The sequence below is a fragment of the Methylomonas sp. Uni0009 genome (assembly GCF_054188105.3).
Window position 1 is genome coordinate 4,461,792 of the sequence record NZ_JBTAFN010000001.1, and the last position, 25,096, is coordinate 4,486,887.

General features: G+C 54.7%; 22 protein-coding genes. 5 read left to right on the top strand and 17 right to left on the bottom strand.

Going from position 1 to position 25,096, the window contains the following annotated elements; translation table 11 throughout:
- Nucleotides 1-363: 363 nt before the first annotated feature.
- The 5 genes from ACWAU0_RS20625 to ACWAU0_RS20645 all read left to right on the top strand — a co-directional run bounded on the left by ACWAU0_RS20625 (nucleotide 364) and on the right by ACWAU0_RS20645 (nucleotide 4,627).
- Nucleotides 364-1,110 (top strand): DUF5765 domain-containing protein, encoded by a 747-nt coding sequence (locus tag ACWAU0_RS20625; protein ID WP_458137765.1) that lies wholly within the window; start codon nucleotides 364-366, stop codon nucleotides 1,108-1,110.
- A 133-nt stretch (nucleotides 1,111-1,243) separates the two neighbouring features.
- Entirely contained in the window at nucleotides 1,244-1,987 is a 744-nt protein-coding gene (locus tag ACWAU0_RS20630; protein ID WP_458137766.1) for a TorF family putative porin, read from the top strand.
- Nucleotides 1,988-2,106: 119 nt separating this feature from the next.
- Nucleotides 2,107-2,667 carry an RNA polymerase sigma factor gene (locus ACWAU0_RS20635; RefSeq protein ID WP_458137767.1) on the top strand — a complete coding sequence of 187 codons (561 nt, stop codon included), beginning with the start codon at nucleotides 2,107-2,109 and terminating at the stop codon, nucleotides 2,665-2,667.
- Nucleotides 2,668-2,671: 4 nt separating this feature from the next.
- Nucleotides 2,672-3,379 carry an anti-sigma factor family protein gene (locus ACWAU0_RS20640; protein ID WP_415878449.1) on the top strand — a complete coding sequence of 236 codons (708 nt, stop codon included), beginning with the start codon at nucleotides 2,672-2,674 and terminating at the stop codon, nucleotides 3,377-3,379.
- Nucleotides 3,380-3,385: 6 nt separating this feature from the next.
- Nucleotides 3,386-4,627, top strand: coding sequence for a S8 family peptidase (locus ACWAU0_RS20645; RefSeq protein ID WP_458137768.1), 1,242 nt, complete (start codon nucleotides 3,386-3,388; stop codon nucleotides 4,625-4,627).
- On the opposite strand, the gene ACWAU0_RS20650 is transcribed toward ACWAU0_RS20645, so the two are convergent.
- The 17 genes from ACWAU0_RS20650 to ACWAU0_RS20730 all read right to left on the bottom strand — a co-directional run bounded on the left by ACWAU0_RS20650 (nucleotide 4,624) and on the right by ACWAU0_RS20730 (nucleotide 25,089).
- Nucleotides 4,624-5,766 (bottom strand): glycosyltransferase family protein, encoded by a 1,143-nt coding sequence (locus ACWAU0_RS20650; protein ID WP_458137769.1) that lies wholly within the window; start codon nucleotides 5,764-5,766, stop codon nucleotides 4,624-4,626. The two genes, ACWAU0_RS20645 and ACWAU0_RS20650, sit on opposite strands and share 4 nt — an antisense overlap.
- Before the next feature lie 13 nt (nucleotides 5,767-5,779).
- Nucleotides 5,780-7,303, bottom strand: a complete 1,524-nt coding sequence (locus tag ACWAU0_RS20655) for an alginate export family protein (RefSeq protein WP_458137770.1) — start codon at nucleotides 7,301-7,303, stop codon at nucleotides 5,780-5,782.
- Nucleotides 7,304-7,317: 14 nt separating this feature from the next.
- A complete protein-coding gene (locus ACWAU0_RS20660; RefSeq protein ID WP_458137771.1) occupies nucleotides 7,318-8,160 on the bottom strand; it encodes a polysaccharide deacetylase family protein in 843 nt (280 codons plus the stop codon).
- Nucleotides 8,150-9,361 carry a glycosyltransferase family protein gene (locus tag ACWAU0_RS20665; RefSeq protein ID WP_458137772.1) on the bottom strand — a complete coding sequence of 404 codons (1,212 nt, stop codon included), beginning with the start codon at nucleotides 9,359-9,361 and terminating at the stop codon, nucleotides 8,150-8,152. Before ACWAU0_RS20665 ends, ACWAU0_RS20660 begins: the two co-directional genes overlap by 11 nt.
- The gene (locus ACWAU0_RS20670; protein WP_458137773.1) at nucleotides 9,358-11,160 is read right to left on the bottom strand and encodes an ABC transporter ATP-binding protein; all 1,803 of its coding nucleotides are present in this window, start codon (nucleotides 11,158-11,160) and stop codon (nucleotides 9,358-9,360) included. The genes ACWAU0_RS20665 and ACWAU0_RS20670 overlap by 4 nt, the downstream gene beginning before the upstream one ends.
- Nucleotides 11,161-11,180: 20 nt before the next feature.
- Nucleotides 11,181-12,458 carry a phosphotransferase family protein gene (locus ACWAU0_RS20675; RefSeq protein WP_458137774.1) on the bottom strand — a complete coding sequence of 426 codons (1,278 nt, stop codon included), beginning with the start codon at nucleotides 12,456-12,458 and terminating at the stop codon, nucleotides 11,181-11,183.
- On the bottom strand, nucleotides 12,455-13,102 hold the full coding sequence (locus ACWAU0_RS20680) for a histidine phosphatase family protein (RefSeq protein ID WP_458137775.1): 648 nt from the start codon (nucleotides 13,100-13,102) through the stop codon (nucleotides 12,455-12,457). Before ACWAU0_RS20680 ends, ACWAU0_RS20675 begins: the two co-directional genes overlap by 4 nt.
- On the bottom strand, nucleotides 13,086-14,414 hold the full coding sequence (locus tag ACWAU0_RS20685; RefSeq protein ID WP_458137776.1) for a phosphotransferase: 1,329 nt from the start codon (nucleotides 14,412-14,414) through the stop codon (nucleotides 13,086-13,088). Before ACWAU0_RS20685 ends, ACWAU0_RS20680 begins: the two co-directional genes overlap by 17 nt.
- The gene (locus ACWAU0_RS20690) at nucleotides 14,411-16,543 is read right to left on the bottom strand and encodes an alginate lyase family protein (protein ID WP_415878459.1); all 2,133 of its coding nucleotides are present in this window, start codon (nucleotides 16,541-16,543) and stop codon (nucleotides 14,411-14,413) included. The genes ACWAU0_RS20685 and ACWAU0_RS20690 overlap by 4 nt, the downstream gene beginning before the upstream one ends.
- A complete protein-coding gene (locus ACWAU0_RS20695; protein ID WP_415878460.1) occupies nucleotides 16,544-18,553 on the bottom strand; it encodes a heparinase II/III family protein in 2,010 nt (669 codons plus the stop codon).
- The gene (locus ACWAU0_RS20700) at nucleotides 18,528-19,883 is read right to left on the bottom strand and encodes a glycosyltransferase family 4 protein (protein ID WP_415878461.1); all 1,356 of its coding nucleotides are present in this window, start codon (nucleotides 19,881-19,883) and stop codon (nucleotides 18,528-18,530) included. Before ACWAU0_RS20700 ends, ACWAU0_RS20695 begins: the two co-directional genes overlap by 26 nt.
- 63 nt (nucleotides 19,884-19,946) lie before the next feature.
- Nucleotides 19,947-21,203: a glycosyltransferase family protein gene (locus ACWAU0_RS20705; RefSeq protein ID WP_415878462.1), complete on the bottom strand. Its 1,257-nt coding sequence runs from the start codon at nucleotides 21,201-21,203 to the stop codon at nucleotides 19,947-19,949.
- Nucleotides 21,204-22,086: 883 nt separating this feature from the next.
- Nucleotides 22,087-22,710 carry a tyrosine-type recombinase/integrase gene (locus tag ACWAU0_RS20710; RefSeq protein ID WP_458137777.1) on the bottom strand — a complete coding sequence of 208 codons (624 nt, stop codon included), beginning with the start codon at nucleotides 22,708-22,710 and terminating at the stop codon, nucleotides 22,087-22,089.
- Nucleotides 22,711-22,718: 8 nt separating this feature from the next.
- Nucleotides 22,719-23,129 (bottom strand): ExbD/TolR family protein, encoded by a 411-nt coding sequence (locus ACWAU0_RS20715; RefSeq protein WP_458137778.1) that lies wholly within the window; start codon nucleotides 23,127-23,129, stop codon nucleotides 22,719-22,721.
- Entirely contained in the window at nucleotides 23,110-23,820 is a 711-nt protein-coding gene (locus ACWAU0_RS20720) for a MotA/TolQ/ExbB proton channel family protein (RefSeq protein ID WP_458137779.1), read from the bottom strand. Before ACWAU0_RS20720 ends, ACWAU0_RS20715 begins: the two co-directional genes overlap by 20 nt.
- Nucleotides 23,821-23,968: 148 nt before the next feature.
- A complete protein-coding gene (locus tag ACWAU0_RS20725) occupies nucleotides 23,969-24,775 on the bottom strand; it encodes an energy transducer TonB (protein ID WP_458137780.1) in 807 nt (268 codons plus the stop codon).
- A complete protein-coding gene (locus ACWAU0_RS20730) occupies nucleotides 24,772-25,089 on the bottom strand; it encodes a hypothetical protein (protein ID WP_458137781.1) in 318 nt (105 codons plus the stop codon). The genes ACWAU0_RS20725 and ACWAU0_RS20730 overlap by 4 nt, the downstream gene beginning before the upstream one ends.
- Between the last annotated feature and the right edge of the window lie 7 nt (nucleotides 25,090-25,096).

A 25,096-nucleotide genomic window follows, 5' to 3' on the forward strand; every position in this document is an offset into this window, starting at 1 on the left:
CTCAGAACCAATCGATACGCGCTTAGCACCCAAAGTTGTCTCGGGTGCTTACCGACCTTGTCAGTTCCCGGAAAATTTTTGTCATAAACCCTGAATAAGCCATTAGAATGCGCAAATATTCTGCAAAAATATTGTGGAATCACAACGTATCGACTGCAACATTTGCGTCGTTTTCTTCGCGCGATCACGCCTTAGGTTAATCCCCCCAAGGCAACCTCTTCACGACCAAGCCCAAAAAGCAAAAGTCGGCAACACAGAGCCTTAAAGCCCCTCGGCATCTGCCAGGCGTTACTCTTATACCCTTTTCAAACTCCGACACTGGATCGCAGTTTACCCGATCCTAGATTATTCCCAGGGGGAATTATGTGTTGGAGTGGCGAGGCATCAGCCGCGCTTGCCTTAACCGGCTTTGCGAGCACTGCTTTTTTTTATCGGCGCGGCGAATCCCAGGTCTTATGCCTGGCACTGGCCTACTTTTCCCTGATGGAATTACTACAGGCCTATACCTATTCGGTGATAGACCAATGCCTAAATCCGAACAACCAGATTGCTACGTTTTTGGGATATATGCACATTGCGTTTCAACCGTTTTTTGTCAACGCAGTCAGCATGCATTTCATCCCGGAACCGTCACGAAAACGCATCGCGCCGTTTGTCTATATCTTGTGCTTTGCAGCGGCCACTGTTTTCATGATGCGAATTTATCCATTCCAATGGAGCAGTTTTTGTTTTGACCACTACTACCAATTTCTACCGGGCACTCACCTTAAATTCTTAATGCCCTTTTGCGGCACGGAGATTTGCTCCACATCCGGACAATGGCATATTGCCTGGGCCATACCGGCCAGCGGCAGCATTCAGATGGCTAACAGTTACGTATACGCCGCCTTTCTGATGCCCTTGCTTTACGGCTCATGGAAACTGGTGTTGTATCATTTCACGACCGGCCCGCTGTTGGCCTATTTGACAACCAACGATATGAACGAATGGGCTGCCGTATGGTGTCTATATTCGATAGGGCTGCTGCTATTGTTAATTAAAACACCCATCCGCCACTATCTGTATGTAACCAACTGGTACGGTTGCCGGTATCCGCAGTTTTTTAAATAAGTTGATCAATTCACCACACATCCCTCAAGTTTGTTGAAGGTTCAAGCCGACTAGGAAATAATGCACAAAAGGGTAGTTCTATACTGACAGCCAATCACTGACAATGCCCGCATAAATCTCAAACTACCCAGCCATGGACACAGATAAAATCTTCCGCAAAGGCGTGTTTGCAATCTCCATAGGAATTTTCGGCGTATCCTCGGTTTTAACTTGCGCTCAAGCGGAATGGCATGGCGAACTGACGTTTCTCAGCGATTACTTATACAGGGGCTATTCCAAGAATCGCGGCAACCCGCTGGCTCAGGCGCATATCGATTACCAGGACGCTATGGGCTGGTTCGGCGGCGTAGGCGTTTCACAAATCAGCTTCGACGACCGTCGCTATAAAAACCATGCCGATGTCGAAATCAAACCCTATCTGGGTTGGAGCTTGCCGTTAAATCGCGACTGGCGTACTGAATTCTCGGTAACCGGCTATCTGTTCGACGGCAAGATTTTTGGAAAATATGCCGATTACGCCGAGTTTTACGCATCCCTACACTATCAGGACTGGCTCAGCGGCACCGTGTCCGTTGCGCCTAACGCCTATCGCCGCGACGCCACTGTGCTGAATTACGAACTCAAATATCGCCGCGACATTCTCGACAACCTACAATTTTCAACGGGATTGGGCTACTACCAAGCCAACAAACTATTGGATGAGGATTATTTTTATTGGAATGCCGGGGTCTCCTGGTTCATCACCAACAATCTGGCACTAGACTTACGCTACGCTGACGTTCATCTGGACAATCATCAAGAAGATACCCATCACCACGAGTTTTATCCGCGCTTACAGGACAACAAGTTTTTAATCTCCGTGACCGCCGGATTTTAAATAATCCCCCTTTGAACCTTCCGGCTTCGCGGCGGAATACACTCGCACACCACGCTAAAATCACCGGAACCCAGGTTTGAGCCATGCTGCGTTTAGTCCCTAACTTACATCGACCACCCATGCCCGAACAGCCCCAAATCGGCCCGGACGAATACGCCCTGCTGCAACGTATCGGCGAAGGCGATACCGCCGCGTTCGAAGCCTTCTACAAAAATTACTATCCAAGGTTGTTTCGTTTCATCTTGCGCATGATGCGCCAGCCCGAAGCGGTAGAGGAATTAATACAGGAGACCTTGCTGGTGGTTTGGGAAAAACCGCACGGCTTCAACCATGAGAGCAAAATTTCCACCTGGGTATTCGGCATCGCCTATCACAAAACCTTGAAAGCCATGGCCAAAAGCGCCCGGCGCGACAACGATGTCGATATCGACTTCTTGATAGAAACTATCGGCGATCCAAGCGCAAATCCAGCGAATAATTGGGAAAACCAAGATTGCTTAAACTATGCATTAGCCACTTTACCGCCGGACCAACGCGCCGTCATCGAATTAACCTTTTACCACGGCTTGTCTTACCAGGATGTCGCCAGAATCCTGGATTGCCCGGAAAATACCGTCAAAACCCGCATGTTTCATGCCCGCAGGAAACTGCAGGTTTTTGCCGACGCACAGGAGAAATAAGGCCATGAACTCACAGATTTCCTCATCTACTACTTCCCATTCGGACATCGTGTTGTTACTGCCCTGGTATGTCAATCAAAGCCTGACAGTTAACGAACGCCAACAGGTAGACCAACATTTAAAAAGCTGCCTAGTCTGCAGACGCGAACTACTAACTTTGCAAAAACTTGCGGCAGCCGTGCAACAAGCAGCCGATCTGGACATAGCCGCTGAAGCCTCTTTTGCCGGCCTGCGTGCCAAAATGCAAACAGCCAGTCAAGTCCCGCGTAGCAAACAGACCGACATCCCAAGCGAACAACTGGGTGGCGGCAATATAAAACCATTCAGCGCGGGCCAGGGATTTTGGCGAATCGCCAGCAATACCGGTAAAGGTCTGGCTATTGCCGCATCCTTGTTATTGGTTACACTACCGGCTGCCGTGCAGTACCTGCACCCCGCCAATACCACCGATTATCACACGCTGTCAGCAGCCAAACCGGACGCCGGTGCGACCGGTCAGATACGTGTGGTATTTGCAAAGAATCTGATGGAAAAAGACATAGACGCCGCGCTTAGCCAAATTGACGGGATACGGGTAGATGGACCGAACAGCGTCGGCGCCTATACTGTCAAAATCGCCACCGGCAAGCCCGATGCCGACATGGCCGGCGCCTTGGCATTGCTCCGCAGCCGACAGGATGTGATACTGGCCGAACCGATTTTACAACCGTAACCGATCATGAAATTAGTGCGCTTAAATCTGTTTATTTGCTTGATCGGGCTGCTTAGCGCCTGCGCGAGTACCAGCGATTTATCGCGGCTGGGCGACAGCAACACTGCGGAAGAGCGGCGTCTGCTGGTCACCTTTACCGACCGCAGCATTGACCGCGCGTTGCCGGCCAACAGCTTGGACGGTTATCGTTTGCGGGGTCAATATGGCAATTCCGGCTGGAGCGAACATATTGCGCAGGAACTGGCCGAGCGCCATCATTTGCAGTTCGTCGCGCAGTGGCCGGTGACCACATTGGGCGTCAGCTGCGTGGTATACGAGGTACCGGACACCCTGCCCGTGCAACAGGCAATAGCGGAGTTGCAACAGGACAGGGACGTGTCGTCCGTCCAGCAAATGCATAGTTTTCAGGTATTGGGTAAACAAGCTGCGCCGACTCAAACCTACAGCGACCCTTATCTGCATTTACAAACCGGATTCAACGCCCTCGGCATAGCCGATTTACACCGCACCACCACCGGCCGGGGCGTGCGCATTGCAGTGATTGATACCGGCGTAGATACCGAGCACCCGGACTTACGAGGCCGGATCAAGTATTCGGAAAACACCGCACCGGAACCCAGCGATCATAATTTGGCCGATATTCACGGTACGGCGGTAGCCGGCGTATTATCCGCTCATCCCAACAACGGCATAGGCATAGCCGGTATCGCCCCCGAGGCGGAAATCTTGGCATTTCGAGCCTGCTGGCCGGAGAAACCCAACTCGTTGGCGGCACATTGCAACAGCTTTACCTTGGCTTTGGCCTTAAATCAAGCTATCAGAATGAATAGCCATATCATCAATCTAAGCCTGAGCGGCCCCGAAGATCCTTTAGTGCAGCAGTTAATCGAGAAAGCGTTGACCAAAGGCATTATCGTGGTTGCGGCAGTCCCTAGCCAGGACCAAAGCGGTGGTTTCCCGGCCAACATCGCCGGTGTGATAGCCGTTGGTCAGGAAAACAACGGCAACCACCAGCACATCGCCGCGCCTGGTAAAGACATTCTGACCACCGTGCCGCACCAAGCCTACGACTTTATGAACGGCAGTTCCTTCGCCACGCCGCACGTGGCCGGCATGGCCGCTTTGCTGTTGCAATTGCATCCGAACTGGAAAACGGCGGACATCAAACGCCGGCTGGGGAACGACGCATCGACCGCCAATTTGCTGGATTCGAGCACCGCCCTCGCCTCTCCGGAACGCACGCACTAGTCTTTACAAAATCCACAGTCAAGAATCGCCCTTATTCGCCGACCAATCTCTGCCGCGCCGTTAATCGCTATGGCCTGTTGCGGATAAGTTTGGTTTATCGTTTCCATTATCTTGGTACTTAGCCTCTCGGGCACCAGATCCATTTCCGTCAACGGCAACACAAAGCCCTTAGCGGCCAGTTTCTCGATCCGCAAACCTTGCTCGCTATTGCCGGCGTAAGGATACGCCAACGCCGGCGTGCGGGTGCTGATCACGTCCATCAAGGTATTATCTCCGCCCAGGCTGATCGACAACGCGGCGGCTTGTAAATTTTCCTGGAAGTTGTGCAAGAACGAGACGACTTGTACATTCGGGCTGGCGACCAAAGCTTGCAATTCAGCGATTTCCGTTGCCGAAGCTCGGGAGCTGGTAATCACTAAAAACTGATATTCCGGCAGCAGCGGCGCGGTCCGGATCGCGGCGCGCAACAGCGATTTACCGATTTCGCCGCCGCCCTGGCTGACCACTATCCGGTTTCGTCGTACTGGCCAGCTTGTTGGCGGTGGCGGGCTGACGTAGCCCACGTAAACCAAACGGTCGGCAATTTCGGTGGTCAGGCTAAAGGTTTCCTCGAAGCGGACAATATTCGGATCGCCGCGCACAAACACGGTATGGATATGCTCCCGCACCAGTTTGACCATGCGCCTTTCTGCGTCCAGCGGCGCCGGCACCAAGATTTCCCGGACAAAACAAAAAATCGGAATCGCCCCGCAGCGCTGTCTGACCTTGGCAAATAAACCCAGAATCTCTTGTTTCAAGCGGCGCCGGCCGAACGGGAAAAATTCGACCATTACCGCATCGTAAGGCCAGTTTACAAACTGCTCGATAGCCGCCGCGCGTTTGGCCCAGATACGTTCGATGGGCTCATCGCTGTCCGGCGCATAAAGTTCGTCGTTGGTGCTATCGATCAAAATGGTCGGCAAACGCAGATGCCGAAATCCCGGCAATTCCGGCATCTGCTGTAGGCCTTGGCCGCCGTGGATCAAGTCCACATCGGCGTAAGCCGATAACTCACGGATCACCAGAAGGCTGCTGGTCAAATGCCCCAGGCCAACCAGGCTTTGGCAATAAAACAGAATTTTGCGGCGCTTTGCGCGCATGGCAAACAAGCCGCTAAAAGCTGTATTTGAAGGTCAAATCGAGCTGAAAGGAATTATTGCCTTCCAACGCGCCAAAAGCCGGACCGGCCATGAAGACAGAACCGGCAAATTGCACCTGCAAATGTTTCCATTCGTCCAGGGACAATACCAAATCGAACTCGTCGCCCAGCGTGCCGCTGCGGCCGTTGGGCGTGGCGCGAATTCGCGAATCGCGAATCACCGACGACGGCGTGGCCTGTTCGTAGTGGTGGTAAAGCAAATCGATAGAGCTTTGCTCGGAGATCGGAAAGCCCAGCGCCGCAGTCATGATGTTCAAATTCGATAATTCCGGCCGAAATAACTCACCGTAATAACGAAAGCGCTGGCTGCCGGATAATTTAATCTTGTTGTTATGGATTCCGGATTGCCGATAAGCACTATCGGTACCGTCGTTGGGATTGGTGTCGCCGGAGCCGTAGGCATAGCCCACGGTCAGATAAGGTTCCAGGAACAAGTTACTGTACCAAGTGATGCCGGCGTCCATACCCCAGGCTGCGACATGCCGCGGCGTTTGCGCTCTGACCCTTGAGAAATTGCTGTTGATATCGGTAAAGGTCTGGGTGGTCTCTTCACCGAATACCAACGCTGAATCCAGCCAATAGCCGATTTTACCGACATGTTCGATTTTGAATTTGCCCATCGCCCGGCCGCCGAACCAATTTAAATCGCCGTCGCTGGCGTCTTTACGATTGGCGCGGATCAAATCGCCGGGGCGTTGGTTGTCGGAATTGTCGAACTGACTGAGAAAAAACAAGGACAAGTTTTGCTTCGGGTCCCATTGCCAGACCATATCGCCCATCAACCGCACCACCCGGTCGCTGAGCGGATCGATAAAATCCTGATCCGACTGCTTGGAGCCCAACTCCTTGGCAATCGCCAACTCGGCGAACAGCGTGTCTTCGCCGAAATAAAGCCGCGCCGCGTCCAGTTCGTCGTTCCACCACCATTGGCGCTTATCGGCAATACGTTGCCGGCCCAATTGCAGACTAAAACCCGAATCCAGGATTTGGTGAATAAACAGCCAGGCCTGAGTTAGTTTGATGCCGGCCTCGTATTGGTCAAGACCGCTTTCGGTATACACCTCCGGATCGTAATACACATCGGACTGCACAAAAAACGATAGCGATTTCGACCACTGGTAAAACAACTCCAGCTTTAAATCTTGATAAACGTTGGCCACGTCGTCATCGCGGCGCGGGTCCAGCCGCCGGTCTTCCACGTAGCGCGGTTCCAGTTCGTAAGCGCCGCCGATAGTCAGCGGGTGACCGAACACATCGACCTTGAACTGGTCTGCCGGCCGTTTGTCGCCGGGGTTGATACGTAGCGGCTCTTTTCTGACGGTATCGCCGTTATCCTGGCGGAAGGCGTTGTCTGCGCGTTTTGCGGAAGCCCCTGCTTGTTGGAGACTCGCGTCGGCAAACACAGACAGGCTGAGCAAGGCGCCGCCGGCCAGCAGGGCCGACTTAATTGTTGTTATTTTGAAGGGTTTGGAGCTCATCAGTGGAACGAAAATCAGTGGATGGGTTTATCCGAGGCGAGGCCGAAGGGCGTCAACGGCTTGACCGGGGAATCAAGCGCCAAAGCACGGGTCGCCATATCGACAACGTCTGCGGGACGTAAAAATTCACGCATCAAGCGGCAGCGCGTATTGGGATGTCCGCGGAATAACTGCAATAAGGCTTGCAGATGCTCAAGGTCGTCACCGTCCATCACGGCATGGTGCAACATAATGCCCAGTGGTAGCGGGTGCGACGGATGCAACGCCTCTGCGATGGCTTGGCCCAGCGCCATCCAGGGCTGAGCGGATTTGATTCTGATCCCGCACCAATCAATAGCCACCGGAATTTCCCGTAATCTTCCGGTATACAGCGGCGCGGCGCCTAGGTTGCGCGACAGGGCTTGGAAACCCAGTTTGATCAGGCTATCAGCCGTGGTTTGGCTGCAGCGGTTCCAAGGCGGCGTGAAGATGCTGTCCAGCGCCGACCCGAACAGGCACTCAAGCTGGTGTTTGCCAGCCAATAAATCCTTAAATTGCTGCTCTTCGCTACGACTGATGCCGAATTCGCATTTGCGGCCGTGGTTTTCATGGTTTTGATGGCTGCATCCATGTTGATGTACGCCCAACAGAAACGGATTTCGCCGCCAACACCCCAGCAGCGAGTCCGCCAGCGACTGGCTAAGAGCATCGGGAATCACCGCAAGATCGATGGGCGTATGGCAATCCCGAAAGCAGTCCAGCAAGGCATAAAGTCGGTCATCATCCCAACCAGCGTCGTCGTCGCGAAAGAAAATCTGGATGGCTTGTTCTCGGTCATCCAAGGCCATACGCACAGGTCTGAGCCAATCAGCAAGCATGGGCATACTCCTTTGATTGAGCTTCTGGGATAGAGTCGTTTTTGCTGGCCCGCAAGTCCTGAATCAGGCGTACGGTGGTATCGGCCCCAGCCAAATCGAGGCCGGCGGGATTGGGGTAAAAATCCCTTAACTGCAAAATCCGCTCGGCCAAGCGTTGGCCGGTCAGTTCGGCTGGATTCAGCATTTCGACCAAGCCCAATTCGGCTAACTTCCGCGCCCGCTGAATCTGCTCGTCTTCCTGACCGCGCACGAACGGCACCACCAGCGCTGGGGTACGCGATTCCAGAATGTCCATCACCGTGTTGTAACCACATTGGCTCACCGACAGACTGTGCGCCTCCAACAAAGGCTGTATGGCCGGTACCGAGCACACTAATGTCAAACCCTCAATACCTTGGGCCTGCGTCACTAAAACCTGCCAATCCGCTTCCGGTAAAAACGGCCCGGCGACGATGGTCATCGGCAGCTTTTCCTTAGCCCAATTGATGGCATGAGCCTGAAGCGCTGCTTGAAACAACGGCGCACCGACCATGCCGCCACCAGCCGACACCAACACTCCGCGCCGTGGCGGTTTGACCTCAGGCGGCACGCGACCGGGAGCGACAAAACCTGTGTACAGCAGCGGAGTTTGCAAGGGATGGCGCGGCTTAAAACTGTCTTCCAAACGGGCAAACCTGGGATCGGCATGCACCAGCAGGCCGTCGAAATAGCGGTCGGTAATCCAGCGGGCGCGTTCGTCATGGCGGCTTTGATCCTTGCGAGCGCTGACCATGATGTCGCGCAGACTGCACAAAACCAGCGGCCGGTCCTGCTTATCCCGGCGGGCAGCCTTTAACAGCGGCAGCAACTCGCCGGCCAATTTCTTGCGGCCGAACGGGAACAGCTCAATCAATACCACTTTGGGTCTGAGCATTGCGTACTCATCCAAAATTATTTGCTTGCGAGCGGTCAGCGCTTCTTCGACGCTGTAACGGTCATCCTGACTATACAATTGATGATCCTCGCCCATGCCCAGCGGCGGCAGATTCAACATATCCAGGTCGCCAGCAGTTGTCTGATGATCGGGAGCGCGACCGCCGTTCAGAAATGTCACCCGAAATTCGCGGCTCAAGGCATTGGCCAAAGTCATGGCTCGGACCCAATGGCCCATGCCCAGTGAATGCTGGCAATACAGCAATAAGCGCGGTTTGTAGTGGTTCATGCGGCACGCAATCCGTGTTGAAGTTTATACAGTTCGTGATAATGGCCGCCCATCTGCATCAAGGCTTCATGACTGCCTTGCTCGACAATCACGCCTTGCTTCAACACTAAAATCCGGTCGAAATGGCGGATGGTGTGAAATTGATGGGCAATCACCAGCACGGTTTTGCCGCCGTGCAGCTGATCAATGGCATCGCGGATCAGTGCTTGAGACTGGGCATCCACCGCCGAAGTCGGCTCGTCCAAAATCAGAATCGAAGATTGGCGCAACAAGGCCCGCGCCAGACACAAGCGTTGTTTTTGGCCGCCGGACAGATTGCCGCCGCTCTCGCCCAACACCGTGTCGTAACCGTTCGGTAGATTGCGGATGAATTCGTCGGCGTGCACCAGACGCGCGGCGGCTTCGATGTCGTCAATCGTGGCATCCGGGCTGCCGTAGCCGATGTTCTCGCGAATGCTGGTGCCGAACAGTATCGAATCCTGCAATACCACACCGATTTCCCGGCGCAACGCGGTCCGCTGGTAACGATCAACTTCGATGCCGTCGATGCGCACAACGCCCTGTTGCGAATCGTAAAGTCGAATCAGCAAGCGGGCGATGGTGGATTTGCCGGCCCCGGAAGCGCCAACCAATGCCACCCGTTCGCCCGGCTGAATATGAAACGAAACATCCCGCAGGATGGGTTTGCCGGTCGGATAGCCGAACGAAACATTGCTAAACTCGATTTCGCCGCGCAAGCCGCTGGGCACTATGGCATCCGGTGGGTCCTGAATGTCCGGCTCGGTATCCAGAATTTCGCTGATGCGTTCGATGCTGACGCTGGCCTTGGAAAAACGGGTGGCCAAGCGGGTGATTTGCCGAATCGGTTGATACATTTGGGCGATGTACGAGCTGAACACCAGCACATCCCCTGGCGTCAGCACCCCGTCGAACACTTGCAAACAGCCAAATAGCACCACGATACCGGTGCCGATGGCGCTGATGATTTCGATCATCCGTGTCGCCCCGGCCTCGATGCGCGCGGTACGCACGCTTTCGGTCATCGACTGGCTGCTTTCCACATCGAAACGCTCGCGCTCGACATCTTCCATGCCGTAGGTTTGCACCAGCGGCACCGCGTTCAACAGTTCGCTGACCCGCGACGCCAAGCGGCCTTCATTATGGCGTTGCTTGCGCGCCGAGCGCTTGACTCGACGGTAAATCAGCACGATAGCCAGACACAGCAGCGGGAAACTGGCCAGCACGATCAAACTCAGTTTCACGCTCAGGCTGAACATGATCGCGAACATGCCCAATACGGTCAGCACGTGGGTGGTAAAGGTCAAAGCCGAGTCGGCGTAGACGTCCTTCAAGGTATTGGTATCGCTAGTCAGTTTATTCAGCAACTCGCCTGACGGCGTGCTACTGTGAAATGCCAGCGACAAGCGTTGCAAATGGTCGAACAACTCGCTGCGCAAGGTGTAGACCAATAAATAGCCGATGCGGGAGGTCAGGAACAGTTGGTAGTAGGAGAAAACTCCCTTGAACAAAGCAATCAGCACCATGCTGCCGCAGAGTATCCACAGCGCCTGCTCGCTGCCGCCGTAGAGCAGGGGTTGCGCGGCGGCCAGATGGGCCGGCAACGGATGATTCAGCAACACATGATCGAAAATCAGCTTCAGCGGCCACGGCACGATCAGGCTGGTCAGGGTGGAACCGAGAATGCAGACAATCGCCGCGACGATACTGCCACGGACCCGGCGCAGATGCGCCCACACGATTTGTCTGAAACGGCTGTTCGATTGAGTGGGGTTGGTCATGAACGGTTTTCCCGGTGAATTCAGTCGGCCAGCGGCCAGGGACGCAAAGCCAGCGCAATAAAATCAGCGACCCGTTGCGGCGCCGCGGGTTTTTGCTGGATGAAGCAACGGTAAGCGCGGGTCAGTAACTGGCCGCGCAGATGCCAGGCAAAGCGTTGCGGGTCGGTTGGGTTGTGGCTGGCGGCTGAGTAGGCTGTAAACAGTGTTTGAACGAGCAGGTCTATCAAGGCAATCGGATAGGGATAGTTGTATAAATCCGCCGCGAAATTGGCCAAATCCTGCAACGAGTCGCCCAGCGCCAATTCGTCGTAATCGAACAGCGCCAAGCGGCCGTCCGCCAACACCAATAATTGATCGATATGAAAATCGCCGTGGATCAGGCCTAACACTTCAAACTCTGGGCAATCTTGGCGTAACTCGTTGAGTAACCCAGTCAGCGCCGGTTGAATGGTGGGATAGGCATGGCTCAATTTATCGGCTTTCTTGAGCCACTCTTTTAGCTGTTGCTGCGAGGTGATGACCGGCAGAGGCGGTGGTGTGACTTGGTGAAAAGCGGCAAGTGCGTTAGCTAAGGCCGGGATTTTCTCTGCGACATCGACTGTAAAATCCAACTCGGTTAGCATGTGGCCCTGCAAGCCTTCTAACCATAAAGTGTGGCGATCGGCGTCGTAAGCTAAGGCTTCAGGCATGACAAAGGCTACGGCCGATTGGCGTTGCAGCGCCCGCAGGTTGGTATAGACCGCCCGACCTTGTTCATCGGCATACGTTTTGCCATAAACCACACGCGCCGGCGCTGCGTCGCTGGCAGCAAAGCAATATCGCGCCGTGCAGCGAATTTCCGGCCGGTAATTGACGATCTCGATAGCCGATATTGGCCGTTGTCCCAACTCGGCAATCTGCCGACTATCCATCAACTCCGCCAGCCAGGGCATCGCCGGATCGTCCGGAAAGCGCCAGCCGACCATGTCCAGCTCTGCAAGATGTATCGCCCGCTCGCCGTTGGCTTGCGCTTCGGTGTAGGCCTGCTGGCTGCGGTTGCCTAAATAGGCGCGGGCGTAGAGTATGCGCTGCTCGGCGGTCGTTTTGGCTGGATGGCACCCGCGCAGATGGTAAACCAGCGATAAAAACGAGCGCTCGCGGTTTTCGGCCAGCCGATAAGTCTTGTAACGCGGATGCTGAATCTCGCAGCCGGTCACTTGCCAGTCGCCTGCTTGGCATTCGGGCAAATGCTGTTGCAGCGCGGTGGCCATCAGATCGCCATCCAGCAAGGGGGCAAATTGCGCCAAGGGGTTAATCATGTGCGCAACCCCGCATAGCGCCGGCCATGCTGTTCGCCGCCCAGGCGTATCGTCATCACTTCCGCGGTGCTGTGCAAATCAACGGCGTACAGGTATTTGTTTTTGACGTTGATCTGGGCTACGCCGGCAAAATCGGCACCCAACAAATGGTTTAAGATGATTTCGTTGGTGTTGCGATGCGCGACGATCAACATCGCCTTGCCGCCGCCGGCCAACATGGCTTGCAGGCTGTTCAGTACCCGCGCGCTAAAATCCGCATACGCTTCACAACCGGGTACGCTGAAGCCATATTTATCCTGTTCGCGTGCCGCCCATAACCGGCTGGCTTCCGGATCGCGTTCATCAACATGCCGGCCTTCCAGGATGCCCAGGCCAATTTCCCGCAGACCCGCCAAAGTCTTGATGGGCAAGCCCTGCAAGGCAGCGGTGGGTGTGGCGGTTTGTATGGCTCGGATCAGGCTGCTGCTGTATATCGTGCTCAGAGTTTCCTGTTTCAGCACGTCCGCCAAGGCTTCAGCTTGCTGCATGCCTTTGACGGATAATTTCGCATCGGCCTGACCGGAAATCCGTTGTTGCAGATTCAATTCGCTTTGGCCGTGACGAGCCAAATAAATCCGCCGTGGCTGATCAGATGAATACATCATCCGCTCCAGTAGCCTGCCCACAACGCGCCGCGAACATATCGCTCAGCGCCAGATAATGTTTGATTTGTTTGAGACGGGTTTCGTCCAGTTGGCGCAAACTGCGGCGCACCACTTCGTGTATCAACGCGGCGGCGACCTGCCAACGTAAATCGGCCAGACTTAGTGTTTCCCGGCGATGGCGTTGGTAACTCAACACCAAGCGATTGACCAGGGGATGGATGGATTCAATCGAGGCCGCATCGCGGATGCCGTTTAAATAAATATTGGCGATCAGGCTGGCCAGATCCAGCATGGGGTCGCCGAGGCATACGCAGTCCATATCGATCAAACCCAAGCGCTGACCGTCGTACAAAAAATTATTCAGTTTCAAGTCGTGGTGCAGCGTTGCCAGATCAGATGGCGTTTGACGCGGCTCTTGGTCCAACAAATTGTTTACCGAGCGGGCAATAGGCCCAGCCCATTCGGGGCGAACTTGTTCAGCCAGGGTTGGCGTGGCTAACAAGCCTTGCACCACATCGGCTTGCGTGTAACGTCTTGCTGTATCGATACGACAGGCTTGCAAGTCCGCCACGCAATGTCCTATCCGCTCTACCAAGCCATCTCCGCCATCCCCCTGCAAATCAGCCCAAGTCAAAGCCTGACCGGGCAGATGGGATTGCCAAAGCGTCAGCGTGTCCACGTCAAAAGCCAGCGCCTCGGCGCCCCAGCTAAATGGCCCATTAAGCTGGCGCATTACGGCAAAGGTTTCGCGGCCCGCGTCATCCGCATAATTTTTGGCGTACAGCAGTCGCGGCTGCGCCGATTCGCCGGTATGCAGGCGGTAACGAATCATGCAGGAACGCTCGGCAAGATAATGCAACACCTCGGATTGCAAACCTTCTACAGGCGTGCCAAGCAAGTCGGCAGCTTGCAGGCGGACCGCCACCGCCGCGTGGTCCAGCAACGTGGGCAGATGGCGCAGTTTGCGATCATACGGAAACGCCCATACCAGCATGGCCGGATGTTGTATCAGCATCAGCGCTCCTTTTGCCAAGTCCGGCCGTTTAGCGAGTTCCCGTTCAAACTCGTGGTTAACCTCGGCAGGCGAGCATAAGCGCCCGGTGGCAAAGCGGGTGCGCGGATGGCCGGATTGACCTACCCACCGATACCCCACCAGTAGGCTCTTCCCCGGTTTGTAACGTTTTTCGCCGATCTGCCAGCCGCATCCGGACGCTGGATTACCTGCACCGTCCAGCAGCCAATCCAGTAAAGGCCCCATCAAGGTCGGATTCAATGCTGTCGGCATCTGCGGATATTGCGGATCTTGATTCATGCCGCTCGCTCCCAAGCCTCTGGCAGTGTGGGATTGGTCGGGCTTGACCGATAATTCAACGTTAGCGGTTTGGCGATGCTGTTTAGTAGCGTGCGGCCGGCAATGCTCAGACTTTCGGCGGCATCGGCTTGCAAGCTGACGATCTCTCCCAGCGGATTGCGACGTACGAACAACAGCCGCGCCCGGCAGACAATATCCGCAAAGCGGTATTCCGCAGGCTGGTTGAGATGGCTAACAAAAAAACAGTCGCGATAAACCGTGTCGGCGGTCTTTAAGCTAATACTCAAGGCCATGGCCTGCATTGGCGTTGCCGGATGCGTTGACTGGCTGACCGGCAAGCTGTCGATCCGGATGTCCGGCGCGTCATCCCGGTAGGGGTACAGCACGGTTTGAAACCAGCGGGTACCGTCGCCCTCTTGGCTGAAACTCAGCACCGGCGCGGCGTGTTTGACGCCATACTCCGGCGAAAACCAGCCCGATTCAATGCGCATCGCCACCTCGGCACGCGGCGCCTGCGCGATTATTAGGTTAGGCAGGCAAACGCCCTGGCCTTGCCGATTATTCAGGGACTGAATTGGCGCTGACCATGGTGGCGGCAGATGAAAAAATTGTTGGTAGCGATGACTGGTACAGCCGCTTAGCAGGTCGCTGATAATCCAGTACTCGTTTTCGGCAAAGAAGATGCTGCGCTGATGATCGACTTCGTAACGGGGGCTCAGGGCGCGGCCATGCACAAAATCAAAGCCTTGATTGGATTCAAAACGAATTATCGCGGCATGGGGTTGCGGGCCGACCGGCTCATGGCATTGGTAGGCCATTTGATCTTTGCCATCGACCATGACGGTGTTGTGCGCGGCGGTGCCTTTAAACGCATACCGCCAATTGACATCGTCGCTTGGGTGTTCGTGATAGGTAAACCGGCCCGGATCGACTATCAAGGAACGGCCGAAAGCGGCCATTTCAAAACTTAATAAGTCGTAATGGCCGTGGCTGCCAAAACCCAAATCGCCGCAATCGAAAAACAGGTAACGGCCGTCCGCATAAGGCCGTTCGGCCCAGTCGCTGCGCAGAATGCAATAACCGCTGTCGGCAAACAGCCGCGAGCGTTGCGCCGGCGGCCGGCCTTGTTCGCCTTGGCTAAGCACATAGCGCAGCGCGGCGCTGGGGTAATAGCGTTCGGCTTTACCCAGTAGCGACAAGTAGCTGTTGACGTCGCCGTCGTTGATGGCCGGTAACCAACCGTCGGGTTTGTGGGCGTAAATCGAAAAGTCCAGGGCTTTACGGAAAACGGCATCGACTGGCTCGGGCAAGCTCACGCCATTTAAATCGGCCAGTTCGCGAACCCGTAAAAAGTTCTTCAACACTGTATGGTGATAGTCGGTGGACAGCTCTTTTTGTACGCCGTCGGCCAGGAAATCCTGGCGTAGATTGGCCAGCAGTTCGCGTTGGGCAAAGGCCAGTAACTCTGCCGAGGCGCTGAGCTCCGGAAATATAATTGCAACCGTGAAAATCGCTGACAGCTCGATGGTGCGGTGATTGCCTTCCGGGGTTAGATTTCGGCTGAGAAAGACCGCCTGTGACTGTATCGAATGCAAAAAAGCCAGCAAAAATTCGGCGCTTATTGCTCGGCAGTTTCGATTAGGCACGAAGTAATGGTAAGCCAGCAGCCATTGCTGCAAGCGGCGGCCGGTCACCTGGCTGTTCACGAACCCTTCCGGCACTTGATTGATCCAGGAACCGACCAACGCCACCCATTTATCGGCATAACCTTCGTCGCCGCTGTAGTCGTAGGCCAAGGCTAGATCGCGAGCGTAGTAAAACTTGTGCAGCAGAATCAACCATTCCAGATCGACGCTGGGGTTATGCAGCCAGTCAAATCCGCTGTCTAAACGGTGGGTTTCGTTGTTCAGAGTAAATTGGTTGTCGAGAATAGGTGCCGCGCTGGCGACATGTTTGGCTTTTCCGAGTTTGAGCGGAAAATAGTTATCCACGGCGCGTTGGCGAAAATGAACCAGCACCTCAGTAGGTGACCACGCAGCGAACGCCGGCAGCAATAACGCAGCTATACCGGCGCCTGGGTTGCCTGACAAGATTGATCTATCCATCCCGCGAAATTCGGGTTTCATCATTTATTCCCTTACCGCCGCAGCCGATTCGGTATGCCATGCCATCACCCGGCCCTGACTATCCTGACGGCGGAATACGAACGCGCTATCGGTGTATAGATCGGCAAGCGCGTAGCTGCCGCCCTCGCGATGCGCCAGGAATAGCGTGTCGAGATAGGCCCCGTGCGTCTGTTGGCTGTGAATCCGCAGGGCACTGGCGATGCTATTGTCGACCGCTTGGCCGAGTTGGCTGACTGGCAGCTGTTCCAGTGTCAGCCGCGGCGGCGTCGATTGATAAGGAAACAGCACGGTCAAAAAGCAATAGTCGGTGGCATGCGCAGTAAACTTGACGACCGGTGCCGGGTGTTTGCTGCCGTAGCTCGGTGAGACAAAGCCGGGCTCCAGCGTTAATTGGGTATCCGGTTGCGCGGCTTGCAGCATGAGCAGGTTCGGCGAATCGACGCGCAAGCCGGCGGCATCGACTTGGTTTGTCGTGCGTTGCTGAGCGAGTGGATCCAGATGAAACCGCAGTTCGTAGTCGTGGTTTTGCTCGGCGCGTAGTACATCGCAAATCAGCCAATATTCGCCAGCGATAAACAAGATTTTGCGCTCGTGAATCACCGGGTATTCATGGCTGGCGGCTATGCCGTGCAGATAGTCAAATCCCGGCCGGTGCAGCGCGCATTTAAATTCGCGCGCCGGTTCCGGGCCTTGAATCTTGTATTTGCGGATATGCGGCGCGTAAAGCGTCTGGTTTTTGCCGTCCACCTGCACGGTGTTGTGGTAGCCGGTCCCGCGAAACAGCACTCGCCAATTGGTGTCGCCGGATTCGTCGTAGGTGTAACGGCCCGGATCGACAATCAACGAGCGGCCGTAAGCCGCCATTTCGATATTCAGTAAATCCAGATGACCGTGGTTGCCGGCCCCGAGCGGCGCGCAATCGAAAAACAAATAGCGTTCGTCCTGATACGCGTCGCCCTGATCGCCCCAGCCGCTGCGCAAGATGCTATAGCCGCTGGCGGTAAAGGTTTTCGAAGGTTCCGCCGGTGCTTGGCCTTGTTGGCCGGCAGTGGCGACATACAGCATCGCCTCATCTTGATACAGCGCATGGCCTTGGCACAGCAAGTCCAGAAAATTGGCGCTGTCACCGTCGCTGATGGCCGGGATAAAACCGTCGGGTTTATGCGCATGCAGGCAAAAGTTCAGGGCTTTTTTGATGGCAGCGTCCATGTCGGCCGGCAGCGCGATGTCGTTCAGCATCGCCAACCTACGAATCCCCAGAAAATTGCGCAGGACGATGTGATGATAATCGGTCGATAACTCGCAATGCACGCCGTCGGCCAGCAAGTCGGTTTGCAGGTTGCGTTGCAATTCGGCAATCGAAAATTTCAACCATTCATCGGCACTGCGCAATTCCGGAAACACCACCGCCGCCAGGAAAATTGCGTAAAGCTCCAGGGTGCGATGATTGCGGGCTGGAGTCAGATTGTTGCATAGATAGGCAACTTGCTGTTGTAGCGAGGCCAGAAAGTCCAGATGAAACTGCGCATCAATAGCCGGTTGGGTGACCGACGAAACGAAATAACGGTAGGCAAAAATCCAGTTTTGCACACGGCGGCCAGTGACATCGCTGGAGAGAAAATCGATGGGTACGCTAGCTATCCAACGGCTGGTCAGCACTCGCCATTTATCGCGGTAGTGCAGGTCGCCGGTCTCTGCAAAGCGCCGGCCCAAGCCGACTGCATAATAAAACTTGTGCAAAAGAATCTGCCATTCGACATCGGCGCTGGGGTTGCTCAGCCAATCGAAATCATCAGCAAGCTGATAAGGCTCGTGGTTGAAATCAAAGCGATTGCGCAATACGCCGTCCAGTTTTTCCGGGGTATTTTGCTCTTCGTCGATTACCGAAAAATAGCTGACATGCTGGCGGCTATGGAAATACGCCAGCAAGTCTGTCGGCGTCATATCGCAATACGGCGCCGCCAGCGCCTGCAGACGCGGGTCGGTATTAAGAATGTTCAGCACAGCAGACATGCGCTTCCACCATTTCACCGGCCAGACAGGCGTCGAACAGTTTTTTTAATGCCACTGTGGTGTGGCGGGAATTAAAATCCTGGCAGACGGTTTGCCGCGCGGCTTGGCCCAGGCGCTGGCGCAATGCCTGATCTTTTAATAAGCGTTCGATGGCATCGGCCATGGCTGCGGCGTTTTTCTCGGGCACCAGCAGGCCGTTGACTTGGTCTTGAATCAGTTCAGGGATGCCGGAAATGTCGGTGGAGATGACCGGCATTTCCATCGCCATCGCTTCGACCAAGACATTCGGAATGCCGTCGCGGTCGCCGTTGTCCACCACTAGACACGGCAGCGCAAACACGCTGCCTTGCTGGTAAATACCGCGCAGTTCTTCCTGGGTTACTGCGCCGGGCAGACTAATCACATCTTGTAAATCCAGTTCGGCGATCAGTTGTTTGATCACCTGCGCGTATTTATCGGCGCCGCCGACGATGCGACAGTTAAATTTGATACCACGGTCGCGCAGCATTGCGCAGGCCCTGACTAAATAATCAAAGCCTTTTTTCTCGACCAGCCGCCCAACTGACAGAATGGTTGGAACAGAGTCAGCGGCGGATTGCTCGCGTGGCTCCGGCACAAACAAATCGGTGTCCAGGCCGTGATAAATCCGGTGCACGGCAATATCGCTGCCTTTGCAGGCGTCCAGATGTTGCTGATTGGCGCCGGTGCAGGTCACGGCAAATTTGGCGCGGCGCATTTTAATTTGCAGCAAATCGCCGGGATTCAATTCCCTTAGGTAAATGTCCTTGGCGTGGGCGGTAAAGCTGAACGGCAGGCCGCTGATCCGGCTGGCGAACATCGCGACCGTCGTGGCGCCATGGCAGAAATGCGCGTGGAGGTGGCGAATGGCCGGATTCTGCAGCACCGCTTCGGCGATATACCCGGCTTGCAGAAATTCCTTAATGAATACCGTGCGCGGAAAGTCCCGCCAGCTTTCGCGGTATTTGATCGACATGCTTAAACACTCCAGCAAAGCGCTGAGATAGGCGATTGGCCGCTTCTGGAACAGCCGGCCGTGGCTGGCCGTAAATTTCGGCAGGTTTTCCTTCAGCCAGACCCAAAAGCTGCGCCCGGTCAAATCGTCGGCTTGCGGCAGATAAGTCACTGGCGCTTTGATCTGGTCAACCACGGCATGGTGCTTTTGGCCCTCGAGTTGCTTGATCGAAAAGATCGACAGTTTGAGGCCTAAGGTTTCCAATAAATGGATTTCATTGGTGATAAAGGTTTCCGAGGTGCGCGGAAAGCCTTTGAGGATGTAGGCGACTTGCGCCTGGTGGTCGTGGTTTGGCATGGTGTTATCCATAAGGGTCCGTTCGGCGTTGCACGCGCCGAGTGATGTATTCGGCAAATAGGGTTAGTCTGCGCTAGCGCTGCGAGTCGAAGCCCTGATCGTTGCCGGCAGGTTTGCCGGGCAGTCGTAAAGCAGGTCGCTGATCGACTGGCTGATGCGCGGCAAGCCGCCCATGTCGATTTGATACATCCGGCTGTGGTGGACGTTGGTGCGGCGCAATTCCTCGCGGACGGTATCCATCAGCAATTTGGGCGTCAGATTGTTGGGGTGAATGGCGCGCACCAAACCTTGCAGGGCCAGGCGTTCCGCGCGTATCCATTGCTCCTGCGAAGGTTTGACGCGCGGCACCAAAATCGCCCGTTTACGCAGGGTCAATAGCTCGCAGGTGGAGTTATAACCGCCCATGCTGACCACCAAATCAGCGGCTTCCATACAGGCCATCATGTCGGTGTTAAATTCCTGAATCACCACGTTACGACAGCCGCGAGCCAAAACTTCGAGCTGGTGGCGGCGGCTTTCCGACATTTCCGGGCCGCAAATCATCAGAGTCATGGTGTTGTCGCCCAGATCTTGCCGATTTAAGCCTTCCAGATAACTGTGCAGCAATTGGTAACCGTCTTCACCGCCACCCGCGGTCACCAGCACCAGACGTTCCTGGGTACAGCCGATTTGCTGCCGAATTTCGCCGGCGCGTTTGTCGCTTCGTTCGCGGGCGATATAGCCACAGAAGTCGACTTTTTCGTGGCTGGCTTCGGGAAATTCGTACTCCTTGCGCATGTCGTAAATCTCCGGCGAACCGACCACCAGCACCTTGTCGTAATGGGACTGAATGGCATCGTGGTAACCGTTTTTCTTCCACACGGGTATCGTGCTTTCCGGACTGTCGAGGATGTCGCGCAACAACAAGACCAGTTTGGCGCGGTGGCCGCGGCGTTGCATTAGATTGAGAGCCGCGCCCAATTCGTCGCTGACGCCGTAGGGCTTTTTATCGACAAGAATCAAATCGGGGTCGAAATCCAGCACTGCGCTGCGGATGATATTGCTGCGCAGTTTGAGCAATTGGGCGTATTCCATATCCAGAAACTTCACCGAATAATCGCCTTTGACGCTACGCGAAAGACAAGGCAACTTGATGTAATCGATGCGGTCCGGAATCCGGAAGGCATGCAGCATCGGCGAGCCGGACAAAATCAAAACCGAGACATTCGGATCGGCATCCACCAAGGATTTAGAAATAGCCAACATCCGCCGGATATTGCCCAGACCGAAGGTATCGTGAGAATACACAATGATTCTTTTGGATTGCTTGCTAAGCGTCATGGCCCGGATTCCTTTTGCTGCATCGTCACTATGCGGGCGCCATTAGTTTCCAGTGAGGATAATCTGACGCCCGGTTCAATTTCGGTAACCAGACAAAACCGTGGTTACGTGCAGCGTTTATTCCCGGGCAAACCAGCAAGGTTCATTCAAATCGGCATTTTCATCAAACTTTAATGTGGCGATGTTACTCAGCCTGCCCACAGGCGCATGAACCGGTTTTTTGGGACAGCCTGCCTTAAACACGGTGCAAATAAATTGAGAAGTACGAAATCCGGGATTTGAAGCGCTTCGGGAATGTGGCGCCAATGGTTTGAGCGATGTGCAAGTCGGCATTCGATCTGCTCTGCTTTCAAACAGCGCAGCGGAATTAAGAGGTTTTTAAGCAAAAAGGCGAACAATCCGCTGCGACTGAAACAATCCCACAAAGGAGGATATATGTTCAGGCTTATAACGATATTGTTAATCGGCGTGTTATGGTCCGGAACCGCTTTGGCGCATGGAGATAATTGGGGACATGGCCACCATAGGCGGCATCATCACCATCACGGGCATGCTTACCGGCCATATTTTAGGATGCATGGCCCGGCAAGATTGGGCTATTACCCTCCCCCGCCGCCGCGCTATTTCGCGCGGCCGCCGCTGGACTATTACGGCTATCCGCCGCGGCCGATGCCCCGATATGATTACCGGGAGCGCTGGTGATTGGGCGCGCCGTGAGTCAAACGGGTGCTTGCTTTGACTTAGCAAAGAGATAACAGTCATGTGCATTTGGGGTTGGTTGGCACTTCCAAGCATCTGGCTTCAATCGGCCAATAGCCGCCATTCGCATAAAGTCAATAAATTTTGGCGACTGCTCCTTAGCAGTCATTCATGACTATGCTATTCAAGCATCTATCTGCTCTGAAATTTCCAGAGCGTCATCCACTTCGATCCCCAGGTATCGAACGGTACTTTCCAGTTTGCTATGTCCTAGCAGTAATTGAACCGCACGCAGGTTCTTGGTTTTTCGGTAAATCAGCGTTGCTTTGGTTCTGCGCATGCTGTGTGTTCCGTATCCGGTTGGATCAAGCCCGATTGATTTGACCCACTTTTCGACAAGGCGTCCGTATTGTCTGGTCGATAGGTGCTGCGAGCCATGTAATCGGCTGGTAAAAAGATAATGGTCTGATTTCAAGTTTGCCGTGTTAATCCAGTCTTCCAAGGCATTACGCGTGTGCTCAGTAATCTCAAACTGGACTGGCCGATGCGTTTTTTGCTGCATGATGATTGCTCTCGACTGTACCCGAAAGCCTTGTGCCACATCGCTAACTTTTATTTTTACCAAATCGCATCCTCGCAATTTGCTATCAATCGCCAAATTGAATAAAGCCAATCCTCTTTTGTCATCGGCCAATTGCAGCCTAATCCTGATTTCCCATATTTCTTTCAATTTCAAAGGATGTTTTTGACCAACTAATTTTCCTTTGTTCCAAGGAGCTGAAATTGATTTCCTAACGGCATCTTGCATAACTTCGATTACTGCTCGATCGTCACAAACGACAACTTACCAATCCCCGATCGCTGCGCACTGGCCATGACCTTGGCTACCGACTCAAACACCGCCGCCTTGTCGGCTTGCAGTTGCACACTGATGTCGGGATCGCGCTCTTGCAGTGCTTTGAGTTCGGCTTCCAGGCTGGTTAAGGGCACGGCTTTGTCGTCCAGCATGGCCTCACCGCTGGCGGTGACAGCTAGGATGGCAACGTGTTTGTCCGGTGTTGGTTCGGTCTGTTCGGTTTTTGGCAATTTGACTTTAACCACTTGGGTCAGTAACGGTGCGGTGACAATGAACACGATCAGCAGTACCAGCATCACGTCCACCAACGGTGTGACGTTGATTTCGCTCAGTTCGCCGCCCTCGTCTTCATTAGGCAGATGCATGGACATGGTCGACTCCCGGTGTGGTTTGGTTGAGGTCATTCTGGATGCAGGCGCGCAGGAAATCGGTGGCAAAGTGTTCCAGATGGGCGAGCAGTTTGCGGTTCTGGCGCAGGAAAAAGTTGTAGGCAATCACCGATGGAATTGCCACCGCCAGACCCACCGCCGTGGCGATCAGGGCTTCACCAATCGGACCTGCCACCACTTCCAGGCTGGCATTGCCTTGGGCGCTGATGTCTTTCAATGCATGCATGATGCCCCACACCGTGCCGAACAGCCCGACAAACGGCGCGGTGGTGCCGATGCTGGCCAGCCAGCCCAGTCCCGAATCAAACACCGCCCGTTCCTTTTGCAGTTGCTGGCGCAAACTGCGTTCGATCAGCTCGTGCCAGGCGGCAGAGTGATGCAGCGACTTTTGGGTTTGCAGTCGCGCTTCATCGTAGGTTTGCTGGCCGATTTGCCATAAACGACCGGCCGGCGTATTCAATTGCTTGTCTTGCAGGTTGTGGCTTTTGAATCCCGTGTGCAGCAGTTCGTTCAGATTGATATGCGGCATCAGTGTTCGCAGGCGATAACGATGCCACAACAGCTCACCGGCTTTGAGCAAAATCACACTCCAGGTGACTAAGGAAAAACAGCCCAACAGGCATAAGGTGCCATCGACGATGGCGGTTTCGGAAAAGTGAAAGATATGTTCCATAGCGTTCTCGTTTATTGTTTTCAATCAAAATCATCGTTCGTGAATCCCTGTCGTCCGCCCGGATCATCCATAATCCAGGCGCTCAACCTCCTTGTCGAACCCTGCCCGGTAGGTGGGCGGGTCTATAACACCTCTTGGGGGAGGTTCATCAATCCAGTTCAAACACAATCGGCACCGTCACCCAGCAGGGCTCAGGCGTATCGCCACGCTTGGCAGGCACGAAGCGCCATTGCTTCACTGCCTCCAGCGCGGATTCATCCAGCGTGTCGTGATTGCTGGAACGCTGAATATTGACTTGCAGGGCCTTGCCATCGGCCCCGACATACACCCGCAGCAACACCGTCCCTTGCCAATGGCGCTGTCGGGCAATCATGGGATATTCCGGTTTGGGATTATTTAAATAGGCGGCATTGCTGTCTGCGGGCACATAGGTATCGTTGCGCGGTGTCGCCAAGGCATTGTGGTTTAATGCCTGTGGCAACGCTGCAGCGGGAACTACCGGCACGGCCGGTTCCGGTTCCACGGATTTGCGCTCCTCAACCTGCTTGACCAGACGTTCCGAGGGTTTCGGCTTAGGTTTCGGTTTGACCTTGGGCTTTTCCTGCTTGGGCGGAACTATGGGTTTCGGCGGCTGCGGCGGCGCAATCGGTTGGTTGACCACCGGTGACGGCGGTGCCGACAGTTCCATCGAGATCATCGGTAACGGTGCGGCGGCCGAAAATGGCAGCGGTGCTGGACGACTGACATACCAGAACAGCAAACCGCCATGCAGTAAGGCGGCGACCAACACGGCAGATGTCACGGCTGCCGAACGCCGAGCGCGATTACCAGGCATCGGCAGCAAGACCCCAAACGGCTGCGGATCGGGCAAGCCCGGCGGCGATTGAATAAACGTTCGCGGATTCCAGGACCAGCTGGCAGTTTTTTCAATCGAATAACCGATACCCCACGTCATAGTCCATCCGTCAAATTGAGACTGGTCGTGTCACTGTCATGCGCAAGATTGTGTGATCTAGTCAAACGTTTAAGAGGACTCATACCCTGGGTATCCAGGTGAATGCCTTGGCCTGATCGCGACAGGCGACTGTCCAGTTGTTGCATTTGTTGCTGGAGCATTTCCTGATTTTTCAAAATCAATTGAATCTGCTCTTGCAGAAATTCAAAATGAATCTGGAAATAACGCACGGCCGGAAACACTTCGGCGGCTTGTTCAGCGGGTACCACCACGGGTGGCTCGAGCCTGGATTTCTTATTGGGTTTACTTAGCATGTGACTT